The organism is Rhizobium sullae (assembly GCF_025200715.1).
In the GTDB taxonomy this organism is placed as follows: domain Bacteria; phylum Pseudomonadota; class Alphaproteobacteria; order Rhizobiales; family Rhizobiaceae; genus Rhizobium; species Rhizobium sullae.
In genome coordinates, this window is record NZ_CP104143.1 from 2,651,903 (window position 1) to 2,676,813 (window position 24,911).

General features: G+C 62.0%; 21 protein-coding genes. 12 read left to right on the forward strand and 9 right to left on the reverse strand.

The annotated features are described in order from the left end of the window. The first annotated feature begins 98 nt into the window (after positions 1-98). From N2599_RS13460 to N2599_RS37825, 4 genes are all read left to right on the forward strand, one after another. Positions 99-1,052 carry a dihydrodipicolinate synthase family protein gene (locus tag N2599_RS13460; RefSeq protein ID WP_244915038.1) on the forward strand — a complete coding sequence of 318 codons (954 nt, stop codon included), beginning with the start codon at positions 99-101 and terminating at the stop codon, positions 1,050-1,052. Positions 1,053-1,069: 17 nt separating this feature from the next. Then, positions 1,070-2,533 carry a sulfatase family protein gene (locus N2599_RS13465; RefSeq protein WP_051336563.1) on the forward strand — a complete coding sequence of 488 codons (1,464 nt, stop codon included), beginning with the start codon at positions 1,070-1,072 and terminating at the stop codon, positions 2,531-2,533. A gap of 719 nt (positions 2,534-3,252) precedes the next feature. Further along, on the forward strand, positions 3,253-5,142 hold the full coding sequence (locus N2599_RS13470; protein WP_027510050.1) for a diguanylate cyclase: 1,890 nt from the start codon (positions 3,253-3,255) through the stop codon (positions 5,140-5,142). 101 nt (positions 5,143-5,243) lie between these two features. Beyond that, positions 5,244-5,354, forward strand: a complete 111-nt coding sequence (locus N2599_RS37825; RefSeq protein ID WP_375714107.1) for a hypothetical protein — start codon at positions 5,244-5,246, stop codon at positions 5,352-5,354. Positions 5,355-5,947: 593 nt separating this feature from the next. On the opposite strand, the gene N2599_RS13475 is transcribed toward N2599_RS37825, so the two are convergent. After that, entirely contained in the window at positions 5,948-8,776 is a 2,829-nt protein-coding gene (locus N2599_RS13475) for an ATP-binding protein (RefSeq protein ID WP_027510049.1), read from the reverse strand. Between the two features lie 281 nt (positions 8,777-9,057). Here N2599_RS13475 and N2599_RS13480 point away from each other — a divergent pair, with 281 nt between their 5' ends. From N2599_RS13480 to N2599_RS13495, 4 genes are all read left to right on the forward strand, one after another. After that, positions 9,058-10,332, forward strand: coding sequence for an epoxide hydrolase family protein (locus tag N2599_RS13480; protein ID WP_027510048.1), 1,275 nt, complete (start codon positions 9,058-9,060; stop codon positions 10,330-10,332). Positions 10,333-10,367: 35 nt separating this feature from the next. Next, positions 10,368-10,784: an organic hydroperoxide resistance protein gene (locus N2599_RS13485; RefSeq protein ID WP_027510047.1), complete on the forward strand. Its 417-nt coding sequence runs from the start codon at positions 10,368-10,370 to the stop codon at positions 10,782-10,784. Positions 10,785-10,845: 61 nt separating this feature from the next. After that, the gene (locus N2599_RS13490; protein WP_027510046.1) at positions 10,846-11,910 is read left to right on the forward strand and encodes an alpha/beta fold hydrolase; all 1,065 of its coding nucleotides are present in this window, start codon (positions 10,846-10,848) and stop codon (positions 11,908-11,910) included. A gap of 23 nt (positions 11,911-11,933) precedes the next feature. Beyond that, complete coding sequence (locus N2599_RS13495) at positions 11,934-12,446, forward strand: cytochrome P460 family protein (RefSeq protein WP_027510045.1); 513 nt, start codon at positions 11,934-11,936, stop codon at positions 12,444-12,446. Between the two features lie 177 nt (positions 12,447-12,623). Here the strand turns inward: N2599_RS13495 and N2599_RS13500 are convergent, their stop codons facing one another. The 4 genes from N2599_RS13500 to N2599_RS13515 are packed head-to-tail and all read right to left on the reverse strand — an operon-like array spanning position 12,624 to position 17,234. Next, the gene (locus tag N2599_RS13500; RefSeq protein ID WP_027510044.1) at positions 12,624-13,460 is read right to left on the reverse strand and encodes an alpha/beta hydrolase; all 837 of its coding nucleotides are present in this window, start codon (positions 13,458-13,460) and stop codon (positions 12,624-12,626) included. Between the two features lie 11 nt (positions 13,461-13,471). Beyond that, positions 13,472-14,959 carry an NAD-dependent succinate-semialdehyde dehydrogenase gene (locus N2599_RS13505; RefSeq protein ID WP_027510043.1) on the reverse strand — a complete coding sequence of 496 codons (1,488 nt, stop codon included), beginning with the start codon at positions 14,957-14,959 and terminating at the stop codon, positions 13,472-13,474. Positions 14,960-14,973: 14 nt separating this feature from the next. Continuing rightward, positions 14,974-16,203, reverse strand: coding sequence for an iron-containing alcohol dehydrogenase (locus tag N2599_RS13510; RefSeq protein WP_027510042.1), 1,230 nt, complete (start codon positions 16,201-16,203; stop codon positions 14,974-14,976). Continuing rightward, complete coding sequence (locus N2599_RS13515; RefSeq protein ID WP_027510041.1) at positions 16,200-17,234, reverse strand: Ldh family oxidoreductase; 1,035 nt, start codon at positions 17,232-17,234, stop codon at positions 16,200-16,202. The genes N2599_RS13510 and N2599_RS13515 overlap by 4 nt, the downstream gene beginning before the upstream one ends. A 97-nt stretch (positions 17,235-17,331) precedes the next feature. Between N2599_RS13515 and N2599_RS13520 the strand changes: the two genes are divergently transcribed. Next, positions 17,332-18,030 carry a GntR family transcriptional regulator gene (locus tag N2599_RS13520; protein WP_027510040.1) on the forward strand — a complete coding sequence of 233 codons (699 nt, stop codon included), beginning with the start codon at positions 17,332-17,334 and terminating at the stop codon, positions 18,028-18,030. Between the two features lie 57 nt (positions 18,031-18,087). Then, on the forward strand, positions 18,088-18,681 hold the full coding sequence (locus N2599_RS13525) for a DJ-1/PfpI family protein (protein ID WP_027510039.1): 594 nt from the start codon (positions 18,088-18,090) through the stop codon (positions 18,679-18,681). A gap of 73 nt (positions 18,682-18,754) precedes the next feature. On the opposite strand, the gene N2599_RS13530 is transcribed toward N2599_RS13525, so the two are convergent. The 4 genes from N2599_RS13530 to N2599_RS13545 are packed head-to-tail and all read right to left on the reverse strand — an operon-like array spanning position 18,755 to position 22,464. Continuing rightward, the gene (locus N2599_RS13530; RefSeq protein WP_027510038.1) at positions 18,755-19,942 is read right to left on the reverse strand and encodes a M24 family metallopeptidase; all 1,188 of its coding nucleotides are present in this window, start codon (positions 19,940-19,942) and stop codon (positions 18,755-18,757) included. A 29-nt stretch (positions 19,943-19,971) separates the two neighbouring features. Further along, entirely contained in the window at positions 19,972-20,385 is a 414-nt protein-coding gene (locus tag N2599_RS13535; protein WP_027510037.1) for a cupin domain-containing protein, read from the reverse strand. A 27-nt stretch (positions 20,386-20,412) separates the two neighbouring features. After that, positions 20,413-21,255 carry a phosphoenolpyruvate hydrolase family protein gene (locus N2599_RS13540; RefSeq protein WP_027510036.1) on the reverse strand — a complete coding sequence of 281 codons (843 nt, stop codon included), beginning with the start codon at positions 21,253-21,255 and terminating at the stop codon, positions 20,413-20,415. A 12-nt stretch (positions 21,256-21,267) separates the two neighbouring features. Then, positions 21,268-22,464 (reverse strand): Tm-1-like ATP-binding domain-containing protein, encoded by a 1,197-nt coding sequence (locus N2599_RS13545; RefSeq protein WP_027510035.1) that lies wholly within the window; start codon positions 22,462-22,464, stop codon positions 21,268-21,270. 100 nt (positions 22,465-22,564) lie between these two features. Between N2599_RS13545 and N2599_RS13550 the strand changes: the two genes are divergently transcribed. Beyond that, positions 22,565-23,206: a TetR/AcrR family transcriptional regulator gene (locus N2599_RS13550; protein ID WP_027510034.1), complete on the forward strand. Its 642-nt coding sequence runs from the start codon at positions 22,565-22,567 to the stop codon at positions 23,204-23,206. A gap of 369 nt (positions 23,207-23,575) precedes the next feature. Next, complete coding sequence (locus N2599_RS13555; RefSeq protein ID WP_027510033.1) at positions 23,576-24,883, forward strand: ABC transporter substrate-binding protein; 1,308 nt, start codon at positions 23,576-23,578, stop codon at positions 24,881-24,883. Positions 24,884-24,911 lie beyond the last annotated feature (28 nt).

Below are 24,911 nucleotides of genomic sequence, written 5' to 3' on the forward strand. Positions count from 1 at the left end.
CTTGCAAGTCGATATATGGAAGATAGATTTGAGTGGGGAGAGACGGCTTGCCGCTGGCAGCCCCGCGCGGATCCGGGTGCCGCAAAAGGGAGGTGGATGTGGCAATTGCAAAATTCGAACGGCAGGATGGCCGATGGGGCCGCATTCGAGGAAATTGGGCGACGCTGCTGCTGCCGATAAACGAGGACGATTCGATCGATTTCTCGCGCCTCACTGATGAAATCGACCAGCTGATCGCGGCCGGTGTGGACGGTATCTACTCCAACGGCACTGCGGGTGAATTCCACAATCAAACAGAGGCCGAGTTCGACGATATCCAACAACTGCTGGCAGATCGCTGCAGCGCCGCTGCGACGCCTTTTGTCGTCGGCGCCTGCCAGCCTGATCCCCGGATATCCCTTGAACGCGTGCGTCGGGCGGCAAAGCTCAAGCCGGAGGCAATCCAGGTGATCCTTCCCGACTGGTGGCCGGTGACAGGGGCGGAGGCGACAGATTTCCTCAGGATGGCTGCTGAGGCGGCCGGTTCGGTACCGATGATTCTCTACCAGCCACCGCATGCCAAGCGTGTCTTTGCCCCGACCGAACTGGCTGCGATCCTGGCACCGGTACCGCAGATCGTCGGCATCAAGCTCGGAGACGGAGAATCATCCTGGTACGAGCAAGCCCGTCAGTGGCTCGACGCGTGGGGAATTTATGTTCCGGGCCATCATCTTGCGACAGGCGTCGAACAAGGCGTCGCGGTTGGGGCGTTCTCGAACGTTGCCTGCCTGAGCCCCTCGGGGGCTCAACGATGGACCGCGTTGATGGCCAGCGACATCGCTCAGTCGCTCGAGGTGGAGAAGCGGCTGCGCACCTTCCTTGAAGTCCACATAGCGCCCCTAGCAAAAGTGCACGGCTATTCGAACGCCGCACTGGACAAGCTGTTGGCGGCGATCGGAGGATGGGCGGACATCGGCACGCGGCTCCGCAGGCCGTATCGCTGGATCGATCCCTCGATCGTTCCGGAATTGCGGGAGAAAGCCAGGGCCGCCCTCCCCGAAATTATGCCGTAATCATCGAGGTAAACATCATGATACCGCCAAACATTCTGATGATAATGACAGACCAGCAGCGTCGAGATACGCTTGGCGTCTATGGCTGCGACTGGATCCCTACTCCCAATCTCGACCGGCTCGGCGACGCCGGTGCGGTTTTTGAGTGCTGCACGGTCGACAATCCCATCTGCACCCCGTCACGCGCCAGCATCTTGACGGGCAAGCCGGTGCCAGGTCACGGGGTGCTGCGGGTGCACGATAACCTGCCGCTAGACGAGACGTTGTTCACTGAGCGGCTGCGACAGGAGGCTGGCTATCGGACCGCGCTTTTTGGCAAGCTGCACGTCAGCAGCCGGGTGCAGGAGGCAGACCATCGGCACCCGCATGACGGTTTCGATATCTATGAATGGTGCCTGGAACCGTCGGTCGCCATGCAGAGCCCCTTCAACGGCTATACCGCCTGGCTTCGCGAAACTGGGCCGGACTTCCTCGCAGCCCTTCAGCGCAACGGCCGCCGCGAACTTCATCATCCCGAGGACCTGCACATGAGCAGGTGGGCAGCGGACCGGACCATCGCGTTCATCCAGTCGATGCAAGCAGAACGGAAGCCGTTCTTTTGCCTGATGAGCCTGTTTGATCCCCACGATCCCTATGAGGATTATCCCTCCACGTTTCGGCATCGAATTGACGCGGCGAAGATCGCAGATCCGGTCGTTTCGCGCACGACGCAACCCGAATGCGTCCAGAGGGAGCAGCAAGGGTCCTATCTCGGACGTTTCACGGACTTCTCGCCGGAGGAAATCCGCAAGATCCGCATCGGCTACGCCGTTTCGATTGCGTTCCTTGATGAGCAAATCGGCCGAGTTCTAACGGCACTGGACGATGCGGGTCTGACTAAGGATACGCTGGTCATCTTCATGTCCGACCACGGCGACCAGCTTGGCGACCATGGGCTCTTCGTCAAGGGAGCCGCACTCTACGAGCCTACGGTCGGAGTGCCGCTGCTCCTGCGCTGGCCAAGTCACCTCGCCGCCGGCACCCGATGCACTGCACTTGCACAGGGCCGCGACGTTGCGGCCACATGTCTTGCGGCAGCGGGCCTCGACACGCAATCATGCCCCGAGAGCGAGGACCTCGTGGCCATGGCATCGCAGAACGCAACGAAGCGCAGCAGCGCAATCTGTGCTTACCGCAACTCCGGCGTAAACGACAGCGGCAGCCTCTGGGATCCGTCGATGCAGGCGACCATGGCGCGAGACCAACGCTTCAAGCTTACTCTCTACACCAGCGACGGCTCGAGCCAACGAGAGTTTTTCGACCTCCAGACCGACCCACGAGAGACCGTGAACCTCTCAGGCGACCCCACCTACGCCGCCATCGAACTCATGCTGCTCAACGACATCACCTCGTTTCTCCACTATGAAGCAGCGACAGCAATTCCGCGCGCAACCTCGTCCATTCCCAACGCGACCCAGCGGCTGCAAAACAGAATAAAATAGAACTCCTCGCCCTAGGCTGGCCATTTAACCGGCTCGGCAGTAACGCGGTAAAAGTCGTCGAGGATGGCCACTCCCGGGGGCCGCGCTCGACGACTGTGGGCCTATCGACCATTTGCCTTGTCAAGTCGTATTCAAAACTCCGAAATGCTCACTAACGATCGGGACGGATGCCAGATACAACGCTGCTATCACCGAGCAAGTGGCAAACTGACACCAGAGGCCGAGGCTCTAACCGCCGCTGCATGAAAGTTTAGTGGCAAAAGACTTGGAACGGTGCTTCGGGTTTCTCTTCTTCCTCTCTCACCTCCCGAGATCTCACGATATCGCGCCTCCTGCAGCATCCGTAAATATGCTGGCCTGGGAAACGTACTTAAGGCTCGCCTGTTAGAAACCATTAGAAACGCGACGGCGGCCCCTCAGTTCACTGGAGGAGAAGCGAATGCACGATCGAACGATTGGATTCTTGGTGGGCGCCGAATTGTCGGCAATGTTCTGGGCTGGTCTGTATCTCACGCTCGGGCATTTTTAACAGTCGTCCTGCCGAAGTGATGTCGCGGCTGAGGTAATTGCCTTGAACAGCTTCCCCGGTCTTTTCAAGAAGCGATCGATTACAAGCGTCGCAGGATCCGTTTTTTTGCGCCACACCTCTGAAGCAGGTTAATCCATCGCAAACCAGTCTGATGATACAACCGGGATTCAGCCGAGCTGTAGGAAAAAAGATGACGTCAGGCAGTTGGGAGCAATTCGCAGGCAATCTTGCATTTGTGACGCTTGCCGTTGCCATGTGGGCGCACTTTTCGACCTGGTATCAGAAATCGCTGATCGGGCTTGGAAGGCCTCTTTGGGGAATTATCGCGGGCATCACGTCCGTCGGCTCCATGATGCTTGCGATCCAATTCGCGTCCGGCATCTACATCGATCTGCGTTTCGCGCCACTTGCACTTGCAGGGCTTTTTGGCGGCGCGATTGCGGCTGCCATTGCGGCAATTCCGGCGATCGTCTTCCGGGGCACCGCCGGTGGTGCCGGAGCCTTCGACGGCGTCGTTGCCATACTGGTCATCAGTGCCATAGGCGCGGTAGGCCATTTCGCCTTTCGACGGAAAACGGCTGACATTTACAAGCTCGCGGCTGTCACCACGGGGCTTGGGCTCGGATTGTCCATTATGTTGGTGACCCTGCCCAGCCTCACAAAGTCGGGAGCGGCGTCGGCTTTTGGCGGTCCGCTTGTCCTCATGAACTGTCTGGCCACGATCGTCTGTGGTCTGATCATGCTGAAGACGGCCAGATTGAAGCTGGAACGGCAGGTGCTGGAAACCGCTTTCTCACAATCGCCCGACTATCTCTATGTGAAGGACCGGGACAGCCGGTTTATTGCTGTCAACAACAACATGGCGCGCCTTTTTCACTTCTCCTCGCCGGCTGAGATGTTCGGACTTTCGGATTTCAGTTTGCGCACGGCTCCGGACGCGGAAGACTTGTACCATCGAGAGCAAGAGATCATTCGTACTGGCAAGCCGCTTGTCGATTTCCTCGAGCGCATGGGAGACCGCCACCTGCTGGCATCAAAAGTTCCGCTCCGGGACAGCGAAGGGCAGATTATCGGTCTTGCGGGCGTGACACGGGACATTACCGAGCGCGTCGACCTCGAGCGCGAGCTCCGTGAAAAACGGAACCTGCTGACGCTTGCCATGAATGGCATGTCCGAAGGCTTCGCAATGTTCGACAAGAAGGGCTTTCTTATCTTTTGCAACGAGCAGTATCGGGACGCCTTCCCGTTGTCGCGTGACGCGCGGGTCATTGGTGCGCACATCACGAAAATTCTTCAACGCATAATCGAAGCCGGTGAACGGATCGGCTTGCCGGAGGAGACGCCAGAGAAGTGGATCGAAGCGGCGGCGGCGACCTTGCATATGAACAAGGACGAGGAGATCCAGCTCAAGAATGGTGATTGGCGCGCCCTCAAGACACGTCTTGCGCATGACGGGACAGCTATGGTGGTTGTGTCGGACATTACCGTGACGAAACAGGCCGAAGCGGCGCTCCAGCTCTCTGCACAGCAACTGAGATCGCTCGCCGACACGGACGGTTTAACGAGCCTGGCAAATCGCAGAGCCTTTGACGCCGCCTTCGCGCACGAGGCGGAGAAGTGTCGTGAAACCGACATTCCCTTGAGCGTTCTGATGATCGATGTCGACAGGTTCAAACTGTACAACGATACCTACGGTCATCTTGCCGGCGACGAATGCCTGCGTGCCGTGGGGAACTGTCTGGGAAAATCCGTGAAACGGTCGACTGATATTGTCGCGCGTTATGGTGGCGAGGAGTTCGTGGTATTGCTTCCGAACACCGATGAAACCGGGGCCATGGCTGTGGCGGAAGAATTCAGGCGCCTCCTCAGCCAGAAAAATCTTCCCCATGCAACGAGCGAATTCGGCAGGGTGACGGCCAGCATCGGCATATCTTCGACCGAAGGAGGCGTCTCGCAGTCCGACGCGCAAAGGCTCCTGGCGGCAGCGGATGCGGCTTTGTACGCGGCAAAGGAACAGGGCCGCAATCAGATCAAGGTGCAATCCCCTACTGACCAGATATCGGCTGCAAGAGCAGGGTGATAATCTACCCGCCGACCTCCGCGGGGTCACCGTGGCGCGTTGCCGATACCCTTGGGACAGAAATGCAGTGACTGAGCCGGGCCGGGCCTGCGGTCAACTATATGCACGCCCTGATCAAGGACGGGTACGTCGGCGACGTCCTGTCGGCTTCAATCATCGGATCGGGGATCATCTGGGGCGACGAGATCAGCGAAGTTACCTCTACACGTTAAAGCGATCGTGTCGGAAACGCTGAGCGGAGAAACCCAGTGATGCACGTTGTCCGCCGCCATGTAGCACCGAGTGCTCTCCAACAGGCTCACCGCCTGCAGCGCTCAGCAGACACAATTGGTGGCGCTCCGCTGCCCAATCGATACCGGCAAACCATCGAACCTCCCCTGTCATGGTTAAGACCTCCTTCTTCAGCCGGACCTCGCGACACCCGTCGTTCCCTGTACTGGCGCTCGACGGCGCAACCTCCCACCGGACATCTGTCGCGGCCGTCGCCGCCGGGCCACCGGTCCGCAACAAGTGCTCACGGCACTGGGGCTTTGGGTTGCTCCCGACGGGAAGGCTCTACAGCTCACACTGGCGCGCCGATATCAAACAGGTACGGGAGGCGCGCAACCAACGATTCCTGCGATTGGTTGAGCGTGAAATACCGAAGTTGGCGGCATGGTCGCGCGTACGACGTCGGACAGTCCGCTGATCGTATGTTGGCGCGATATTTTGCCGCCTAGATTAGGAGCCATTCGAAGCCGTGAGGGCGCGTGTTTTCGTTGAGGACGTGATGTTCTTCCAGGCGTGTGAGAGCGGGGGAGCCGACCTAGCTTAACTCGGCCATCAGGCGGGCGGCAGACTTTAAATCGGATGTCTCGGAACCCTCTACGAAGCGCTCGAACAGCGGCTGGAGGAGCTTCCGAGCTGGCTCTCGTTCACCACGGGCAGCCAGCAGGGCAGCCAAGTCAATCGCGGTGCGCAACTCCCATGCCGGGGCGCCTTGGTTACAGCCCAGTTCGAGCGACCGCGTGAAATATGTTTCCGCCTGGTCGGCGCCAGTGTGCGGTACCGCGAGAACAAGATTGCCCTTCACGCGCAGCAATTCCGGCATATAGCAGAGATCACCTTTCACCTCGACCGTCCGAATCGTCTCGTTGATTAGTGCGAAGGCTTCGGCGAATCGGTGCCTCGCGGAGAGACCCCGAACGAGCGAGATAGTGAGCGGCGTGGTGAGCAGCTCATACGGCGCCATGTGGAGTTGCACGAGGCAGCGTTGCAGGCTCTCCACCCCGCTCTCCGCGTCGCCTCGACGAATGGCGAGTTCCCCCTGAAAGCCGCGCCCGACCGCGAGATACGGCCCGAAAGAGTGAAGCTCGGCACGCGAGAAAAGACGATTGATGTGCTCGTCTGCGCGCTCAAGGTCGCCGACCCAAAGGAACACCGAGACAGCCCAAACAAGAGCGATAGAAAGTGTCAGGGGATGGTCCAGAGCCTCAGCCTCCTTGACGGTCAGCAACGCGCGCTTCACCGCTTGGTCCGGATGACCTTGCAGCCAGAGCGTCCTGGCCAGGATCGCGCCGGCCAGCATTCTGCCGTCGAAACCGAGGTAATCCGTCGTCGTCCGATCGGAATGCGGCCCGTATCGCAGCGCCGCTTCGAGCGCAGCCCGTGCTCGGTCCAGCTCTCCGTTGAGATGCAGCGATATCCCCATAAGCGAATGCGACAGCGTGGTGGAGACGGAGTCCTCGAGTGCGCCGGCGATGTCAGAACAGCGCTCGGCATAGTCGAGCGCTGTTCTGAACTCTCCTGTGCGCAAGTAGAACATCTGGAGCGGGCCTAGGACCTGAAGCTGATCGAGCGCATCGCCGCGCTCTTCGGCGATGGCGAAGCTTCTTTTCAGCGCTATGCGGGCCGCATCCCGCCCACCGCGCGTAAACATCAAGGATACTCCGAGAGCCGCCTGGAGATGCATCTCCTCGCGTCCGTCGCGCAGGGCATTATCGAGCGATAGAATTGCCTGGGCCGCCCAGCGATGACATTCGGTTAGCAAGGACATCGAGAGGAAGACCGGAGCGGCAGCGGCGATGAGTCGGATGCCAACTTCGGTATTTCCGGTGGGTCCGAAACACCAATCCAGGGCCACCCGCACATTGGCGAGACCGGCGAGGTGCAGCGACCGCTGCGCCGCGCTCGACAAGAGCGGCCATTCCGCTCCCGTCTCCTCCAACCACCGCAGATAGTGAGTCGCATGACGACAAGCGAGGTTCACGAGTTCGGCATTGTCGACATCGAACTGGAGGGCATATGCCCGCGTCGTGTCGAGCAGCCGGTAACGCATAGTCGCCCCGGCCGGCCTCGTCGCCACCATCGACTTGGCGACGAGGCTGTCGATGGCCCCGAAAACGAGCCCCTCGTTGATGGCTTCAGTTGGTACGACCGCCAGGGCGGACTCAATCGAAAAATGGCCGACGAACACGGCAAGCCGGCGAAACACCTGACGCTCGAACGCGGAGAGGAGGCCGAAGCTCCAGTCCATAGTGGCCTGGAGGGTCTTCTGGCGCGGCGGCGCTGTGCGTTGGCCCGGCCAAAGCAGGGTCAGACGCTCGTCGAGAAGGGCCGCGGTCTTCCGAAGGCCGAAACTCGCGACACGTCCGGCCGCCAGCTCGATCGCGAGCGGCAGACCGTCGAGCTTCCGGCAAATGTCGGCCACGACCGCGGCATCCTCATCGTCGAGATCGAGCGGAGCGCCCCTCGCCGCGGCCCGTTCCAAAAACAGTTGGGTCGCCGGGAAGTCCTGCGCAACCGCCGCACTGATCTCCAGATCGTGAGGCGGATAGGCCAGCGGCGCCAGCCTGTAGACGTGCTCGCCCTCGACATTGAGAGGCTCGCGGCTCGTCGCGAGGATATGCGCCTGCGGCGCGGTGGCGAAGATGCGCGCGGCCAGCTCCGCGGCCGCATCGATGACATGCTCGCAGGTGTCGAAGATCAGCAGGGTCCGCTTGTCCCTGAGATAGGCGATGAGGGCGGATGTCGCATCCTCCGACTGAAGAGCCAATCCCAGGATCGAGACCACGGTCGTCGCGACGAGGTCGGGATCGCTCAGCGCTCCGAGATCGACGAAATGCGCGGCGCCTGCAAACGCCTCAATCAGATCGTGCCCGGCAGACACCGCGACCGTCGTCTTGCCGACGCCGCCCGTACCGACGACCGTGACGAACCGCGCGGCAGCCAGGTGAGCTGAAAGCGCGGCCGCGTCATCGGCCCGCCCGACCATCCGGATCAGGCGGCTCGGCAGATTTGCCTGCGGGTAGCTGACAGCGACCTCGTTATGTGCGTCGTTCCGATTGGTTGAACGCGAGACTGGCGCGACAAAGCAGTAACCCCGCCCCGCTAAGGTAGCAATGTAGCGTGCACCGCCGTTGCCGTCTCCCAACGTCTTACGGAGGTTAGCGATGTGAAACCGCAGGCTGCCTTCCTCGACAGAGACATCGGGCCAGACCTGGGTCAGCAGCTCCTTCTTGCCGACCACTTCATTGGGACGCGCGGTCAAAGTGGCGAGGATATCGAAGGCACGCGCCCCTAGATCGACAGGCACGCCCTCCCGCAGCAGAAGCCGTTCGTCTGCGATCAGCGAAAAAGGACCAAACGATATCATGCCGCGTTGCCAGCCATCAGGTGTCTTCCTTCGTGAGCCGCCCCGCCTGAGAGATCGTGGCTCAAAAGCCGGGATTTTGCCGCTGGAAGCCTGCATTCAAGCTCGCAAATTCACTTCCGACGACGATTTGTAGAGAGGATGAAGTAGGGAACCTGCTTCAGAACTTGCAGTTGCTGGCGAGTGCTAACATCGCATCATAACGCATAACGGGCGGTCCAAGCCATCTCCTTTTATATGTCGAAACAGCAAGAAACCCGCTGCCGACCCCATGGAGAACGTTCATGTCCGCACCGTCGCTGTCGCTCACACGGCGTAGCCTGCTTGCCGGATCGGCTGCAGCCGCCGCTCTTGGCGCGCTTCCTCTCCAGGCTCGAGCTAACGCCGATGGCAAAGCCATCCGCCCGTTCCACGTCGACATTCCGGACGATGCGATCGCCGAGTTGCGCCGGCGTGTGGCCGCAACGCGCTGGCCCGACCGGGAGACCGTCACGGACCAATCCCAAGGAGTGCAACTTGCGAAGCTGCAGGAGCTCGTTCATTACTGGGGGACCGACTACGACTGGCGCAAGGTCGAGGCTCGTCTGAACGCGCTGCCGATGTTCGTCACCGAGATCGACGGCCTCGACATTCATTTCATCCATGTCCGTTCCCCGCATGCGAACGCCATGCCGATGATCATGACGCATGGCTGGCCTGGCTCGGTCTTGGAATTCATGAAAGTGATCGGCCCTCTTACTAATCCCACGGCGCATGGCGGTTCCGCGGAGGATGCGTTCCACCTCGTCGTGCCCTCGATCCCCGGCTTCGGCTTCTCCGGCAAACCGACGACGACCGGCTGGGGCTCCGACCATATCGGCCGTGCTTGGGCCGTGCTGATGCGGCGGCTGGGCTATGACCGCTACGTGTCGCAGGGCGGCGACTGCGGCTCGGTGATCTCCCATCGGATGGCGCTTCAGAACGTGCCGGGGCTGATCGGCATCCACGTCAACATGCCCGGGACCGTCCCAAAGGAGATTGCCTCGATCCTCGCAGCCGGCGGACCTGCGCCGAGCGGCGTGAGCGAGAAGGAAAGAGCCGCCTTCGACGCGCTCGACACGTTCTACAAGGACAGCTCCGGCTATGCGGCGATGATGGTCTCGCGGCCTCAGACCATCGGCTACTCGCTGGTGGACTCGCCGGTCGGCCTCGCCGCATGGATCTACGAGAAGTTTGCCCAATGGACCTATAGCGGTGGCGAACCCGAGCGGGTCCTGACCAAGGACGCGATGCTTGACGACATCTCGCTCTATTGGTTCACCGGATCCGGAACCTCCGCGGCGCAAATCTATTGGGAAGATCATTCCAACAATTTCAACGCCGTCGATATCGCCACACTGCCGGTGGCGGTGACCATCTTCCCCGGCGAGATCTACCGTGCACCCCGAAGCTGGGCCGAGCGCTGCTACCACAACCTCATCTACTTCCATGAAGCCGATAACGGCGGCCATTTCGCGGCGTGGGAGCAGCCTCAGCTCTTCACCCAGGAGGTCCGGGCAGCCTTTCGCCCGCTGCGCTGACCGAGGCTAACTTTTTCTCAAGAGGAACAAATACAATGACCGCAGAAGCGAAGCGACTTTATAGCGCCAAGGTCCGCACCACCGGTGGCCGGGAGGGCACGTCGCGCAGTTCCGACGGAAGGCTGGACATCAGGCTTTCGGCACCCGGCGCAGCGGGTGGCGGCACCAACCCCGAGCAGCTCTTCGCGGCCGGCTGGTCGGCCTGCTTCGAGGGCGCGATGGCGATCGCCGCCCGCAAGATGGACGTTACGCTGCCTGCGGATCTGGCGATCGACGCGGAAGTAGACCTGAACGTCGCCGACGGCGCCTATTTTCTCCGCGCGCGCCTCAACGTTAGCTTGCCCGGTCTCGACAGAGCCGCCGCCCAGGCTGTCGTGGATGCCGCGCACCAGACCTGCCCGTACTCCAGGGCCACGCGCGGCAACATCGATGTCGTGGTCAATCTGGTCTGAGCGCGCTTTCTGGGCCGCCGCCGGCCAGTCGAGTCCAATGCCCTCGAAAGGAAAAACACCGATGGATGCGATCAAAGAGCCCGAGCAAATCAATCATCCACGCCGCCGTTTCTGTGGTACAGCGGCCATGACCATTGCCGCTACGCAACTTGGCATGATTGGGGCCACAAACGCACAGGCTGAAAAGGCGCCGTCGACACTGCCACTGATCAGGCCAGGAACACATACATCGTTCCGCGCGCTGAAGCAGATCGACGCCGGCGCGCTAAACGTCGGATACGCCGAGGACGGTCCTGCCGATGGCCCCGCTGTCGTTCTTCTGCATGGTTGGCCCTACGATGTTCACAGTTATGTCGATGTTGCACCGTTGCTGGCCTCCGCTGGATACCGGGTCATCGTCCCCTACTTGCGCGGCTACGGCGCGACGCGCTTCCTGTCGAACGAGACGCCCCGCAACGGCCAGCAGGCCGCACTTGCAGCCGACATCATCGCCTGGATGGATGCGCTCAAAATCGAGAAGGCGACCGTCGCCGGCTACGATTGGGGAGCGCGAACGGCCAACATCATTGCAGCGCTCTGGCCTGAGCGCTGCAAGGCGATGGTTTCCGTCAGCGGCTATCTCATCGGCAGCCAGGAACTGAACAGGATGCCGCTGCCGCCAAAGGCCGAGTTACAGTGGTGGTATCAATATTACTTCGCCACCGAGCGCGGCCGGGCCGGCTATGAGAAATACACACACGATTTCGGCCGGCTGATCTGGGCGCTCGCCTCGCCGAAATGGGCCTTCGACGATGCCACCTACGGCCGTTCCGCCGCAGCGCTCGACAATCCCGACCACGTCGCCATCACGATCCACAATTATCGCTGGCGGCTCGGCTTGGCGCCGGGCGAGCCGCAATATGATGCCTTGGAAAAGAAGCTGGCCGCGCTGCCGGCAATCGCCGTGCCGACGATCACCATGGAAGGTGACGCGAACGGCGCGCCGCATCCTGATCCGGCGGCTTACGCCAAGAAATTTTCCGGCAAATACGAGCACCGGGTGATCTCGGGCGGCATCGGTCACAACCTGCCGCAGGAGGCCCCTCAAGCCTTCGCACAGGCTGTCATCGACGTCGACAGATCCTGACAACTCAACAGTGGAGCTGTCTCATGAAGCCTGTCTACCTCCTGCCATGCGCGGGTGCGGCGTTGCTGCCCCTCGTCTTCGTGACTATATCCGGGGCCAAAGGCGATACGGAGCCTAAGGTCTCATCGCCGATCTACGGCGTCACCATCCCTGAGGGATACCGGCGTTGGGAGCTGATCGCACCGGCGCTTGAGGCGGTCCCCCTTAATGAGCTGCGCGCGGTCGTCGGAAACAAGACGGCGATCGACGCCTATCGCTCCGGCACACTGCCGTTCCCGGAGGGGACGGTTCTCGTTAAGCTCGCCTGGAAGCAGATCCAATCCACCGAGTTCGAGCCCGCCACCGTCCCGGGAGATGCCACCACCGTGCAGGTAATGGTCAAGGATTCGAAAAAATATGCCGACACCGGCGGCTGGGGTTTCGGTCGCTTCATCGACGGCAAGCCGGTCGACGAGGCGCAGCACCAAACCTGCTTCGCTTGCCACGAAGCCCGTGTCAAAGGGCACGACTTCGTCTTCACGCGGTTCGCGCCATAGCGAGCAAGCATGACGCCAAGAGTGCGCCGAGCAGGCAAACCGACGGAAGGAGAAAAGTAGTGGCCCAACGATGGCTCATCACCGGAAGCTCGCGCGCTATCGGTCGCGCCCTCTCGTAGGCGGTTCTCCAAGCGGGCCATCGGTTCGTGGCCAAGGACCTTAACGAAGACAGGTGCATCACCGCGGTTTCTCGTTGGCATCATTGGCAATAAAGGCGTGCAACGCTGCCGCCACAGGTGTGCCAACGACGGCGAGATCGCGTACCGTGCTCATGTGATCCCCGTCTGCAACCTGCGACGCTCGCGCTTCAAGCCCTTGGGCGGCAAGAATGTCCCTGAATGCATTTGCCTGGGTTTTGAAGGGGTTAGTTTCCAACTCGCCGGTCATGATAGTTACGCGCGTTGCAGGATCGTGCTCTTGACGCATCGGCGTAAACAGTCGCACCTCCTCGTCGCTCAAGGCGATCTCGTCGCGCAGGAAAGACGTCTGCAAGGGCTCGAGATCGTATATTCCGCCGAGCAGGAAAGCAGCAATTACGCCCGAGGGCGCTACCGAGCGATTGAAGAGAAAGGTCGCAAGATGTGCACCAGCGGAGTGGCCGCTGACGGAAAATCTATTCGGTGTCGCGCCAAAGCGACCGGCGTGCGCCAGCAGGAAAGCCTTGGCTTTCAGGACCTGACCGACTAGGACGTCCATCCTGGCCATGGGCATCAGGGAATAATCGACGATGGCGGCGACAGCCCCGGCGCGGGTGACGGTCTCAGCGACGCAGGAATAGTCCTCCTTGGAGAACATCCGCCAATAGCCACCATGGATGAACATGTGGATCGGCATGTCCGAGCCGGCACCATTTGGCAGGAAGATGTCGAGCGTCTCGCCCGCCTCACGACCGTAGGCGACGTTGGCCTCCATCGCGACGGTGCGGCGGGTGACAAGGCTGCGGGCACGGATATCGCCGACAATGTCGTCGAACCCTGCGACATGGTCGCGAATGCGGAACGGATCGGCGCCCACAGGTTCCTCCTTTAGAAACTTGTCGCAATGTACTTGGCTTCCATGAACTCCGCGATACCGTGATGCTGCCCTCCTTCACGTCCAAGGCCGCTCTGCTTCACACCGCCAAAGGGGGCGGCGGGATCGGAGACCAGTCCACGATTGAGCGCGACCATGCCTGCCTCCACCTTCGAGGCGACGCGCATGCCACGGCCGATGTCGCGGGTATAGATGTAAGCGGCGAGGCCATATTCCGTATCGTTGGCGATGGCGACGACCTCTGCCTCGCTCTCGAAACGGTAGAGCGGCGCGACCGGACCGAAAATCTCCTCGCAACCCATGTCGGAGGCCGGGGAAACATCGGCAAGCACCGTCGGCAGATAGAAAAAGCCGCGTCCTGCCGGTGCCTGTCCGCCGCAGAGAACGCGCGCTCCCCGCGAAACGGCGTCCGCAACGAGCCGGTCGATCTTTTCCACCGCCTTGCGCGTGATCATCGGACCGCATTCCGTATCCGAATCCACACCCGGGCCGACCCTGAGGGCGGCCATCCGTTGGGTGAATTTCTCCGCAAAGACATCGTGGATACCGGACTGGACATAGATGCGGTTTGCGGCCGTGCACGCCTGCCCCGCATTGCGCATTTTCGCTACCATCAGGCCCTCGATCGCCGCGTCGATATCGGCATCGTCAAACACGATGAACGGTGCGTTGCCGCCGAGCTCCATAGAGCAGGAGATGACATTCTTCGCCGCTTCCGCCAGAAGCATACGGCCGACGCCCGTCGAGCCGGTGAAGGACAGTTTTCGAACGCGCGGGTCGGCCAGCAAGTTGGCGGTGACCGGGCCTGGCGTCGATGTCGTCAGCACATTGACGACGCCTGGCGGCACGCCAGCCTCCTCGTAGAGGGCGGCAAGCGCATAGGCCGTCAGCGGCGTCTCGCTCGCGGGCTTCAGGATGACGGTGCAGCCTGCAGCAAGGGCTGGCGCGATCTTGCGTGTCGCCATGGCGGCTGGGAAGTTCCACGGCGTGATGAGAACGCAGATGCCGATGGGCTGGTAATCGACGACGATCCGGTTCGTGCCGGACGGGGCGATGCCGAACTCGCCGGAGATGCGCACCGCTTCCTCCGCGTTCCACCGGAAGAATTCCGCCGCATAGGCCACCTCGCCGCGCGCGTCGCGCAACGCCTTCCCGTTCTCGAGCGAAATGAGTGTGGCGAGCGTTTCGGAGCGTTCCATCATGAGTTCGAAGCAGCGGCGCAGGATCTCGGAACGCTTTCTCGGCGGCGTCTCGCGCCAGCCTTCCGCCGCGCTTGCAGCGGCCTCGACGGCCGCCGCCGCATCCGCGACGGTCGCATCGGGCACCGCGGTAATGACTGCCTCGGTCGAGGGATCGATCACCTGGATCCGGCTCTCGCCCGCGGCAGACCGCCAGGCGCCGCCAATATAAAGGCCATCGGAGAACGAGCTGAACCCGAAGCGATCGTGGCCGGGCTGCGAAGGATGCTGGTTGACGTTCATGATGTTTCTCAAGGTCAGAGGGCGGAAGCGGCCAGGTCGCCATCATAGGCGGCGCGCACGAGGCCGCGCATGGCGGCCGAATCCAGGGAACGTGGATTGTTCTTGATCAGACGGCCAATCCCAAGCGCCTGCTCGGCGGTCCAGTCGAGGCGGTTTTCCGGCAGGCCAAGCGTGGCGAGCGTCGGCGAGATGCCGATGGCGGCGAAAAGGCGGCTCACCTCGCCGATTGCCGCATCGGCAAGCGTCTCCTCGTCTTCCACACCGGCGGGATCAAGCCCAAGCGTCCTGCCGACAACAGCAATTTCGGCGCTCGCGACGCGGCGATTATAGGTCATTACATAGGGAAGCATGGTCGCGACGCCGAGGCCGTGCGCCGTATGGGTCACGGCGCCGACCGGATATTGCACCGCATGGGCGGCTGCCGTGCCCGCCGTGCCGAAGGCGCAGCCTGCCGCGAGAGCGCCCATCATCACCTCGGCGCGCGCATCGATGTCCGAGCCGTTGGCGAAGGCATTTTCCAGGCTCCGGCCGAGGAGCCGGATGGCATGCAGCGCGAACTGGTCCGAGAGATCACTCTTGCCGACGAAGACATGCTGCTGCGCGAGGTCCGGATCGCCGGACCGGCGCATCGCGGTGAAGGCCTCGATCGCATGGGTCAGGGCATCCGCACCGGCAATTGCGGTGAGTTCCGGCGGGCAGGAGAGGGTGAGTTCCGGGTCGCAGATCGCCGCTGAGGCAATGAGGTAGGGGCTCGAAATGCCGACCTTCAGCGTGCGGTCTGGATCGGAGATGACCGCCACGGGCGTGACCTCGGAGCCCGTGCCCGCCGTCGTCGGCACGGCGATGACCGGCAGGACGGGTCCCGGCACCTTGAACTCACCGTAGTAATCGCCGAGCCCGCCGCCATGGGTGAGCAGCAGCGAGGCGCATTTGGCCATATCGAGGCAACTGCCGCCGCCGATGCCGATCACCATGTCGGGCGCAAAGCCACGCGCGGCCTCGACGCAAAGTGCGACCGTATCGCGCGGCACGTCCGGCAGCGTCTGGTCATGCACCAGCACAACGATGCCGGCAGCTTCGAGCGCGGCAATCATTTCGGCGAAGACGGGTGTCGCGGCAAAACGTGCGTCCGTACAGACGAGTGCGCGCCGGCCGGTCCTGCCCGCTACACGCGCAAGCGCATGGCGCTGGCCGATACCAAACAAGATTTCGCGCGGCAGCCTCAGGACGGCAAATAGGCTCATGATCTTTGCCCTTCGAAGGCCAGAATTCGGGAGCGGGAAAGCGCGTTGAGGTCTTCCCAGAGGCGCTGGTCGACATCGAAGCCGTTGCGGCTCGCCGCCGCCCGCCGCCGGCGGGCACGATCGCCCGGAACGAGGACCGGTTCGCCAGTCCTCGCCGGGGGTGAGGCACGCACGGCATCGAGATAGGCCGACAGCCGCGCCGGAAGTCCGGGCGCGAGGCTGGGCTCGATCAATATGAAGACGTCGCCCTTATTACATGGCGACTGGCTGTCCAGCGTGCCGTGCACATCCGGCGCGAGCGCCGAACCCGCAAGCGCTGCCACCAGCAGCTCCATGGCGATGCCGAGGCCATAGCCCTTTGCGTCGCCGAAGGGCGCTATCGCGCCGGCCTTTGCACGCACCGGATCAGTCGTTGGGTGGCCATCCGCGTCACGCGCCCATCCTTCAGGAATCGGCCTACCGGTCACTGCGTGGTGATGGATCCTGCCCATCGGCACGAGGCTGGTGGCAAGATCGAGCACGAGCGGCTCCGCGGCGGTCGGCACGGCGATCGCGACGGGGTTGGTGCCGAGCATGGCCCGCGTACCGCCGAAGGGATGGACCAGCGCCTCGCTCGACGAGAGCGCGATGCCAACGAAACCCAATGCGGCGATGGCCTCGACATAATGCGCTAGCATGCCGAGATGGTTCGCATTGCGAATCGCGACGAGACCGATGCCGAGATCGGGAATGTGGGACGCCAGCCGCTCAATCGCGGCCATGGCGACGACAGGGCCGAGCCCCGACGAACCCTCCACCTCCATCACGGCATCCGCCCGCCAGCACTGCGTACCCTTCGTTTCCGGGTCGATGACACCGCGCTCGATCCGTTCGAGCAGTCGCGGAAGGCGGTGCAGGCCGTGCGACGGGTGCCCCTTCATCTCGGCCGTCACTAGGACGCGGGCCTGCAGAGCCGCATGGTCACGCGGTGCGCCGTGCTCTTCCAGCAGGCGGGTGGCGAGCGCGAGGGCCGCCGCTTCCGATATTCGCATAATTTTTCCTCCCTATATTAAATCGTATAGGATATAGGATTGCGTTTGACCGCAGCATCGTGCTAGCGATTGAACCTGTCAAGAGGCAAGGCGGCAGATGATTTCGACGAGACCTAAAGAACCTTCAGCGGCTACGACCCAGATACCGCGCGCCAACAGTCTGGCAGGCGACGTCTACGAAGCGATCTTCAACCAGCTCATGTCGCTGAAGATCGCGCCGGGCGCGCGCATCACCGTCGACAACCTGGTCAAGGAGTTCAACGTCTCCCAAACGCCGATCCGTGAAGCACTCGGCCGGCTTGAAGGCGAGGGCCTCGTCGTCAAGCAGCACCTCGTCGGCTATCGCGCCGCGCCTCAGATCACACGCCACCGCTTCGACGAGCTCTATGAACTCCGCTTGCTGCTGGAGCCGGCCGGCGCTGCGAAGGCGGCCCAAGCGATGAATGACGAAAGGCTTGCGATCCTGACGGAGGCCGCAGGCGTTATGACGCGCAGCGACAACAGCGACGAGAGGGCGAACTATTCGGCCTTCGCCCGCCAAGACGCCATTTTCCACGACCGCATCATGGAATTTGCCGGCAACGAGCTGATCCGCGAGATGCTAGCATTCCAGCACACGCATTTTCACATCTTCCGCCTGATGTTCCATCGCCGCGTGACCGAGGAGGCGCTCGGCGAGCACCAGACGCTGCTCGATGCCTTCGCCGCGCACGACCCCGACGCGGCGGCGAATGCAATGCGCATCCATATCGAACACTCGCGCGACCGGCTGTTGCCGGCGTTCGACGAGATCTGAGCAACCCCCGGCAGGCAAGGACGTGCCCGCCAGACATGACAACGAGGAGGAGAACCCATGCCAGGCAAGAAAATCCTGATGCTCACCGGCGATTTCACCGAGGAGTACGAAATCTTCGTTTATCAGCAAGCGATGGAGGCTGTGGGCCATACGGTGCACGTCGTCTGCCCGGACAAGAAGGCCGGCGACATCCTCAGGACGTCGCTGCACGATTTTGAGGGCGACCAGACCTACACCGAAAAACTCGGGCACAACGTCACCATCAACAAGACGTTTTCCGAAGCCGAGGACCAGCTCGACCAGTATCACGCCGTCTATTGCGCTGGCGGGCGCGGGCCGGAATATATCCGCACCGACAAGCGGGTGCAGGCGATGGTGCGCCATTTCCACGAGGAGAAGAAGCCGATCTTCACCATTTGCCATGGCGTCCAAATCCTGATTGCGGTCGATGGCGTCGTTCGCGGCAAGAAGGTGGGTGCACTTGGGGCCTGCGAACCCGAAGTCACCTTGGCAGGCGGCACATACATCGACCTCTCTCCAACCGAGGCCTTTGTCGACGGCACGATGGTTTCGGCCAAGGGCTGGACTGCGCTCGCCGCCTTCATCCGGGAATGCCTGAAGGTGCTGGGAACGGAAATCCGCCACGCTTGAGACGCCGGGAGCAGAATCGAAAGGCCTGGCAGGCATAACACCCGCCGGGCTCTTTTTTACGGTTGGGATGCAATCACACGCCGCCGCGGTTCCAGCCGCGACCGCGGTCGCCGAACATCTCGTAGCCGCCATCGGTTATGGCGAGCGTATCCTCCAGCTTGATGAAGCCGCGCTTTGGGTGAAGCATCGTCGTCTCGACCGAGATCACCATGCCGGCTTCCAGTGGCCTGTCGGCATCGATGCCCTCATAGGCGACAGGGTGGTTCGTCATCAGGAACGGCGCTTCGTGGCTGATGAGGCCCATACCGTGGCAGAAGAAGTCGGTGAAGGCCGCCGACGGGGAGGCCTTGAGCACGTCTTCCGCCGCCACGATCATCTCGCTGCCCGTAGCCCCTGCCCTAACCCCGGCGAACGCCGTCTGCTGGATGGACTCCACTTCGGCCAGAAGATCCTCCAGCTCCGCATCCGGCTTGCCGAGCACGCCCATGCGGCAGAGGTCACCGATATAGCCGTGATAGTTTCCACCGGAATCGATCGACATCACCTCCCCCTCGGCCCAGGCCTGCGACGAGGCGGCGCGGTTGTGGCTGGCGCCGAGCGTTAGCAGGCAATACTCGAAGTGCAGGCCGCGGTTCGTTTCCTCCCGCCGGAGCTGCTCGATGATTTCCGCCTTGGTTGAGCCCGCGCGGGCCGCCGCGATCGTCGCCAGCATCGAATCGGTGATTAGTTCGGAGGCGCGTCTCAGCTTTGCCAGTTCATCCGGCGTCTTGACGGCCCTCAGCCGCTCCAACGCATGCGTGGCATCGACGAACCGGGCACCATCGAGCCGCGAGGCAAGGAGATCGCGAGCGTCGGATGGCAGGAAGGCCGGCTCGATGCCGATGCGCCCGCTGGTCTTGCCGATCTTCTTCAGATGATCGACGGCGAGCCCGGCAGCATCCTGCGTGCCCCAAGTCGCCGTATGCACGGCGGGCGTCCAGAACGGATTGTTATGGTGCTCTGCGCCTTCCATGCGGTTGCCCACATACGCCGAGTGGTCTGGCGCGCCCTTCTCATAGATCACCATCGGCAGGTACCTGCTGTGACCGATCGCATCCATGGCGGCGAAGAAGATGAACTTGTAGCCGCCCATCAGATATTGCGTGTTGTGCTTCGAGGTGGCGACGATGACGTCGATACCTGCCTCCTCCATGAGCCGGTCAAGCTTGGCCGTATCGAATGGCGGCACGGCGGGCCTTGTATTCCCTGCATTGTTGTTCACCGTTTTCCTCCAGAAAATGTATGGCCGCTTCAGTGGCCCGGCGGCAGCAGGCGGAAGTCAGGCAGCGCGCGAAGCGCAAGCTCCGGCCCCGCCGGCGAGTAGACGACGAAAAGCTGCATCGTGCCAGCGCCAGTGTTCTTCGTCGAATGGAAGCGGCTTTCCGGCACATAGATGGTGCAGCCGGGGCCGACCTTCTGCGTGATCGGATTGCCGTTCTCGTCCTCGACCATCTGATCACCCTCGCCGGAAATCACGAAGATGATTTCCTCGGCACCGGGATGATTGTGGCGGGAATGACCCTCACCACTCGGCAGATCGACAACACCACCGGAAAATTGGCTGGCGCCGTTGACCTCGGGCGCCACCGTCAGCGACAGCTTGCCCCAGTCGAAACCGAAGGCGCTCACATCTTCCGGATAGATGAAGTACTTGTCCTTTGCCATGAAATAGGCTCCCCCCCATGTTCGTGCTCAGACGATCGCTCCGATGGCGAGCGCCTTAAAATCTTCCGTCTGCTTGCGGATCGCCGCCTCTGCCGGCAGGCGCTCCATCGAGCTTGCGCCGTAAAAGCCGTGGCAGCCGGGGCAACGCTCGAGGATGTAGCGCGCATCCTCCGGCATGGAGATCGGGCCGCCGTGGCAGAGCACGATGACGTCGTCCCGCACGGAGCGCGCAGCCTTGGTGATCGCCGTGATCTCATCGACACAATCATCGAGCGACTTGCCGGAGGTGGCGCCGATCGTGCCGCCGACTGTCACACCCATATGCGCCACAACGATGTCGGCGCCGGCAACCGTCATGTCGATAGCCTCGCTCTCGTTGAAGACATAGGGCGTCGTCAAAAGGTCGAGCCCGTGGGCGGTGGCGATCATATCGACCTCCAGACCGTAGCCCATGCCCGTCTCCTCGAAGCTCTGCCGCATCCGGCCGTCGAAGAGGCCGATCGTGGGGAAGTTCTGCACGCCGGAAAAGCCCATTGCCTTCAGGTCGGCGAGGAAGCGCGGCATCAGCACGAAGGGGTCAGTGCCATTGACGCCGGCAAGCACCGGCGTCGTTTTCACCACGGGCAGCACTTCGAGCGCCATATCCTTCACGATCTCGTTGGCATTGCCATAGGCAAGAAGGCCTGCCGCCGAGCCGCGGCCTGCCATACGGTAGCGCCCGGAATTGTAAATGATGATGAGGTCGATGCCACCGGCCTCCTCGGCCTTGGCGGAGATGCCCGTGCCGGCGCCGCCGCCGACAATCGGCACGCCGGCTGCGATCATGCCGTGGAATTTTTCGAGGATGGTCTTGCGAGGTATGGCTGGCATCGATTTTGTCTCTCAGGGGTTGGCGATGTCACGATAGGCCGCGACGGCGGCCTCTGCGAATTGCGGGTCGTTGATATGGAGCGGCAGGCGGACGATACGTCGCGACGCCGTCGGCTTCACCGTCGCCTCGAGCGCGGCAATGAGCGCGGCGTCGGCTTGCCGATCGAAGAATACACCGCCTTCGATGTCGAGGGCCGAGACGCCCTTCTCGGGAATGAGGAAGCGTACGGGGCCGTTGCAGAGATTGAGCTTCTCACCAATCCAGCGCCCAATCTGGGCACATTCGGCAGCCGTCGTGCGCATCAGGGTGACGTTCGGGTTGTGGCGGTAGAAAAGCCGGCCGGCATAGTGCGCGGGAACCGTCTCTGGCGCCCAGAAGTTCACCATGTCGAGCGCGCCGACGGAGCCGACATAGGGCAAGCCCGTGCGGGCAATCGCGCCGAAACGGTCCGCAGTGGCAGGCAGGACGCCTCCGAGAAGCAGGTCGCAGACCTCGGTCGTCGTAATGTCGAGCACGCCCGATACAAGCCCGCTGTCGGCAAGCTTCTCCATCGTGCGCCCGCCCGTGCCGGTGGCGTGGAAGACCAGGCAGTCGTAGTCCGCCCTGAGCCGCTCGACCATGGCGGCTACGGCAGGTGTCGTGACCCCGAACATGGTAAGCCCCAGGGCCGGTTTGGATGCCGTTACCTCGGCCGGCCGGCTGGCCATGGCCGTGATCGCCTGGGCCGCATTGTGCAGGATGACCCGGCTGAGCCGGTTCAGGCCTGCCATGTCGGTGACCGAGGGCATCATCACGATGTCGGAAACATCGACATAGGGAGCAACATCGCCGGACGCGAGCGTCGAGACCATGATCTTTGGCAGGCCGAGCCGCAATTGGCGCATGCCTGCGGTGACGATCGAGGTGCCCCCGCCTCCACCGATACCGATGACCCCGGCAATGTCCCGACGCTCAACGAGGAAGCGCGAGAAGGCAATGCCCATCGCCTCGACTGCCGTGCCGCGGTCGTCGCAGCCAAGAACGGCCCCAGCACCCTGCGGATGGCATGCCGCAACCGTCCCGGCGCTTATATCGACGGCGGCCGCAGGCGCGCGCGTGCCGACATCTACCCGCACCGCAGCGCCGCCTGCCGTCTCGATGCAAGCGGCCAGATAGGCAAGCTCCTCGCCCTTGGTGTCGGCCGTGCCGACCACGTAAATATGCTTCATTTCCCCTCCGCGACCAAGTGGTCCACCCCCCGCCTTGCCTCACTTTCACGACCATTCGAACGGCGCTTGCAAAATTATGAGACGCGCGTATCATAAAGATATGGATGTCTCACGTCAACAGAACGAAACTGCCAGAACCGCCGAGCGAGGCCCTCGTGCCCGCACGCGAAAACTGATGCTCGAAACAGCAACCCGGCTCATGCAATCCGGCATCACTCCGTCAGTAAGCGAAGTCGCCGAGGCTGCCGAAGTGTCGCGCGCCACGGCCTACCGCTACTTTCCAAGCCAGGCAGCGCTCGTGCATGCGGTGGTGGACGAGGCTCTTGGGCCCATACTCGACTGGTCGTCCGACAGCCCCGATGCCCACACCCGCGTTGCCGACCTGCTGGCGACCGCGATGCCGCGCATCGACGAGTTCGAGGCCACCTTCAAGGCGGCGCTGAAGCTTTCGCTGGACCAGTGGGCGCAGCGCCAGGCAGGCACGCTCGGCAACGAGCCGCTGTTCACGCGGGGCCACCGCGTCGGTCTCCTGGAGAGCGCAACTGCGCCGTTGCAGGGCACCGTGCCGCCCGAATCCCGGGAGCGCCTGGCACAGGCGCTCTCCCTTGTCTTCGGCGTCGAGGTCCTGGTCGTGTTGAAAGATATCTGGGGACTGACCTCCGAAAACGCTCAATCTGTTGCCGAATGGGCGGCCAAGGCCCTCGTTGAAGCGGCGATACGGGAGGCGGGGAGCGTGGCATGACATTGGCAGCCCTCCAAGTTGAAGTAACAACTGGTACGACCAGTTTGATTAATATTCTTTTCATATCATTGTCCAGATCGGTGATGATGAATCTGACTGTCCGGCAAGACTGCATCAAGAAACGCGCTATTATTGGGGCGATACAGAAACTTTGAAGACGACTTTTGGCGGAAGCCCCGCCCAAAGTTGCACTTGACGATATTGAAATTTGGTACTACCAGATCAGGGAAATAGCATTCAGGCTTGAGATCTGAAACGGAGCGAAGGGTCGGGAGAACCCCCAGCGCGAACACCGCCCAGGAGGATCGGGAGGCCGGATCGGAAGGCCCGCGATGAAGCGGGAAGCGTGCATAAATGGGAGGAAACGTTATGCGCAAAACTGTGACCGGTCTCTTGGCCGGTGTCGGCTTGATGTGGGCCTGTGGAACGTCCGCACAGGCCCAGGAACTGACGATCTTCTGGGCCGAGTGGGACCCGGCAAATTACCTTCAGGAGCTCGTCAATGAATACGAGGCTCAGACGGGCGTGAAGGTCACTGTCGAGACCACGCCCTGGGCCGACTTCCAGACCAAAGCCTTCACCGAGTTCAATGCTAAGGGCTCGGCCTATGACATGGTCGTCGGAGACAGCCAGTGGATCGGTGCTGCGTCCGAAGCCGGGCACTATGTCGATCTCACCGACTTCTTCAACAAGCACAAGCTGAACGAAGTCATGGCTCCGGCAACAGTGAAATACTACGCCGAGTATCCCTCGAACTCGAAAAAGTACTGGTCGATCCCTGCGGAAGGTGACGCCGTCGGCTGGTCCTACCGTAAGGACTGGTTCGAAGACCCCAAGGAGATGGAAGCGTTCAAGGCCAAATACGGCTACGACCTCGCTCCGCCGAAGGATTGGAAGCAGTTACGCGACATCGCCGAGTTCTTCCATCGTCCGGACCAGAAGCGCTACGGCATCGCGATCTACACCGACAACTCTTATGACGGCCTCGTAATGGGCGTCGAGAACGCCATCTTCTCTTTCGGCGGCGAACTCGGCGACTACAGCACCTACAAGGTCGACGGGGTGATCAACTCGGAGAAGAACGTCAAGGCTCTGGAAACCTACCGCGAGCTCTACGGGTTCACGCCTCCGGGTTGGGCGAAGAGCTTCTTCGTCGAGAACAACCAGGCGATCACCGAGAACTTGGCAGCGATGAGCATGAACTACTTCGCCTTCTTCCCGGCGCTCGTCAACGAAGCATCGAACCCGAACGCGAAGGTCACCGGCTTCTTCGCCAACCCGGCCGGCCCGGACGGCCACCAGTTCGCAGCCCTTGGCGGGCAGGGCATCTCGATCGTTTCCTACTCGGACAACCAGGAAGAGGCTATGAAATTCCTCGAATGGTTTATCAAGGACGAGACCCAGAAGCGCTGGGCCGAACTCGGCGGCTACACGGCAAGCGCAAAGGTGCTTGAATCGCCGGAATTCCAGAATGCGACCCCCTATAACAAGGCGTTCTACGAGACCATGTTCAAGGTGAAGGACTTCTGGGCAACTCCGGAATATGCCGAGCTGCTGATCCAGATGAATCAGCGTATCTACCCCTATGTGACCGCCGGCCAGGGCACGGCAAAGGAGGCGCTCGACGCTCTCGCCGAGGACTGGAACGCGACCTTCAAGAAGTACGGCCGCCACTAGCGGGTGAGACGTCGCGGGAGGGGGCCTG

Bases quoted from the DNA above. Each gene is read 5' to 3' on its own strand.
- N2599_RS13465 (WP_051336563.1), top strand. From the start codon at position 1,070: ATGATACCGCCAAACATTCTGATGATAATGACAGACCAGCAGCGTCGA.
- N2599_RS13470 (WP_027510050.1), top strand. From the start codon at position 3,253: ATGACGTCAGGCAGTTGGGAGCAATTCGCAGGCAATCTTGCATTTGTG.
- N2599_RS37825 (WP_375714107.1), top strand. From the start codon at position 5,244: ATGCACGCCCTGATCAAGGACGGGTACGTCGGCGACGTCCTGTCGGCT.
- N2599_RS13475 (WP_027510049.1), bottom strand. From the start codon at position 8,776: ATGATATCGTTTGGTCCTTTTTCGCTGATCGCAGACGAACGGCTTCTG.
- N2599_RS13480 (WP_027510048.1), top strand. From the start codon at position 9,058: ATGTCCGCACCGTCGCTGTCGCTCACACGGCGTAGCCTGCTTGCCGGA.
- N2599_RS13485 (WP_027510047.1), top strand. From the start codon at position 10,368: ATGACCGCAGAAGCGAAGCGACTTTATAGCGCCAAGGTCCGCACCACC.
- N2599_RS13490 (WP_027510046.1), top strand. From the start codon at position 10,846: ATGGATGCGATCAAAGAGCCCGAGCAAATCAATCATCCACGCCGCCGT.
- N2599_RS13495 (WP_027510045.1), top strand. From the start codon at position 11,934: ATGAAGCCTGTCTACCTCCTGCCATGCGCGGGTGCGGCGTTGCTGCCC.
- N2599_RS13505 (WP_027510043.1), bottom strand. From the start codon at position 14,959: ATGAACGTCAACCAGCATCCTTCGCAGCCCGGCCACGATCGCTTCGGG.
- N2599_RS13510 (WP_027510042.1), bottom strand. From the start codon at position 16,203: ATGAGCCTATTTGCCGTCCTGAGGCTGCCGCGCGAAATCTTGTTTGGT.
- N2599_RS13515 (WP_027510041.1), bottom strand. From the start codon at position 17,234: ATGCGAATATCGGAAGCGGCGGCCCTCGCGCTCGCCACCCGCCTGCTG.
- N2599_RS13520 (WP_027510040.1), top strand. From the start codon at position 17,332: ATGATTTCGACGAGACCTAAAGAACCTTCAGCGGCTACGACCCAGATA.
- N2599_RS13525 (WP_027510039.1), top strand. From the start codon at position 18,088: ATGCCAGGCAAGAAAATCCTGATGCTCACCGGCGATTTCACCGAGGAG.
- N2599_RS13535 (WP_027510037.1), bottom strand. From the start codon at position 20,385: ATGGCAAAGGACAAGTACTTCATCTATCCGGAAGATGTGAGCGCCTTC.
- N2599_RS13540 (WP_027510036.1), bottom strand. From the start codon at position 21,255: ATGCCAGCCATACCTCGCAAGACCATCCTCGAAAAATTCCACGGCATG.
- N2599_RS13545 (WP_027510035.1), bottom strand. From the start codon at position 22,464: ATGAAGCATATTTACGTGGTCGGCACGGCCGACACCAAGGGCGAGGAG.
- N2599_RS13550 (WP_027510034.1), top strand. From the start codon at position 22,565: ATGGATGTCTCACGTCAACAGAACGAAACTGCCAGAACCGCCGAGCGA.
- N2599_RS13555 (WP_027510033.1), top strand. From the start codon at position 23,576: ATGCGCAAAACTGTGACCGGTCTCTTGGCCGGTGTCGGCTTGATGTGG.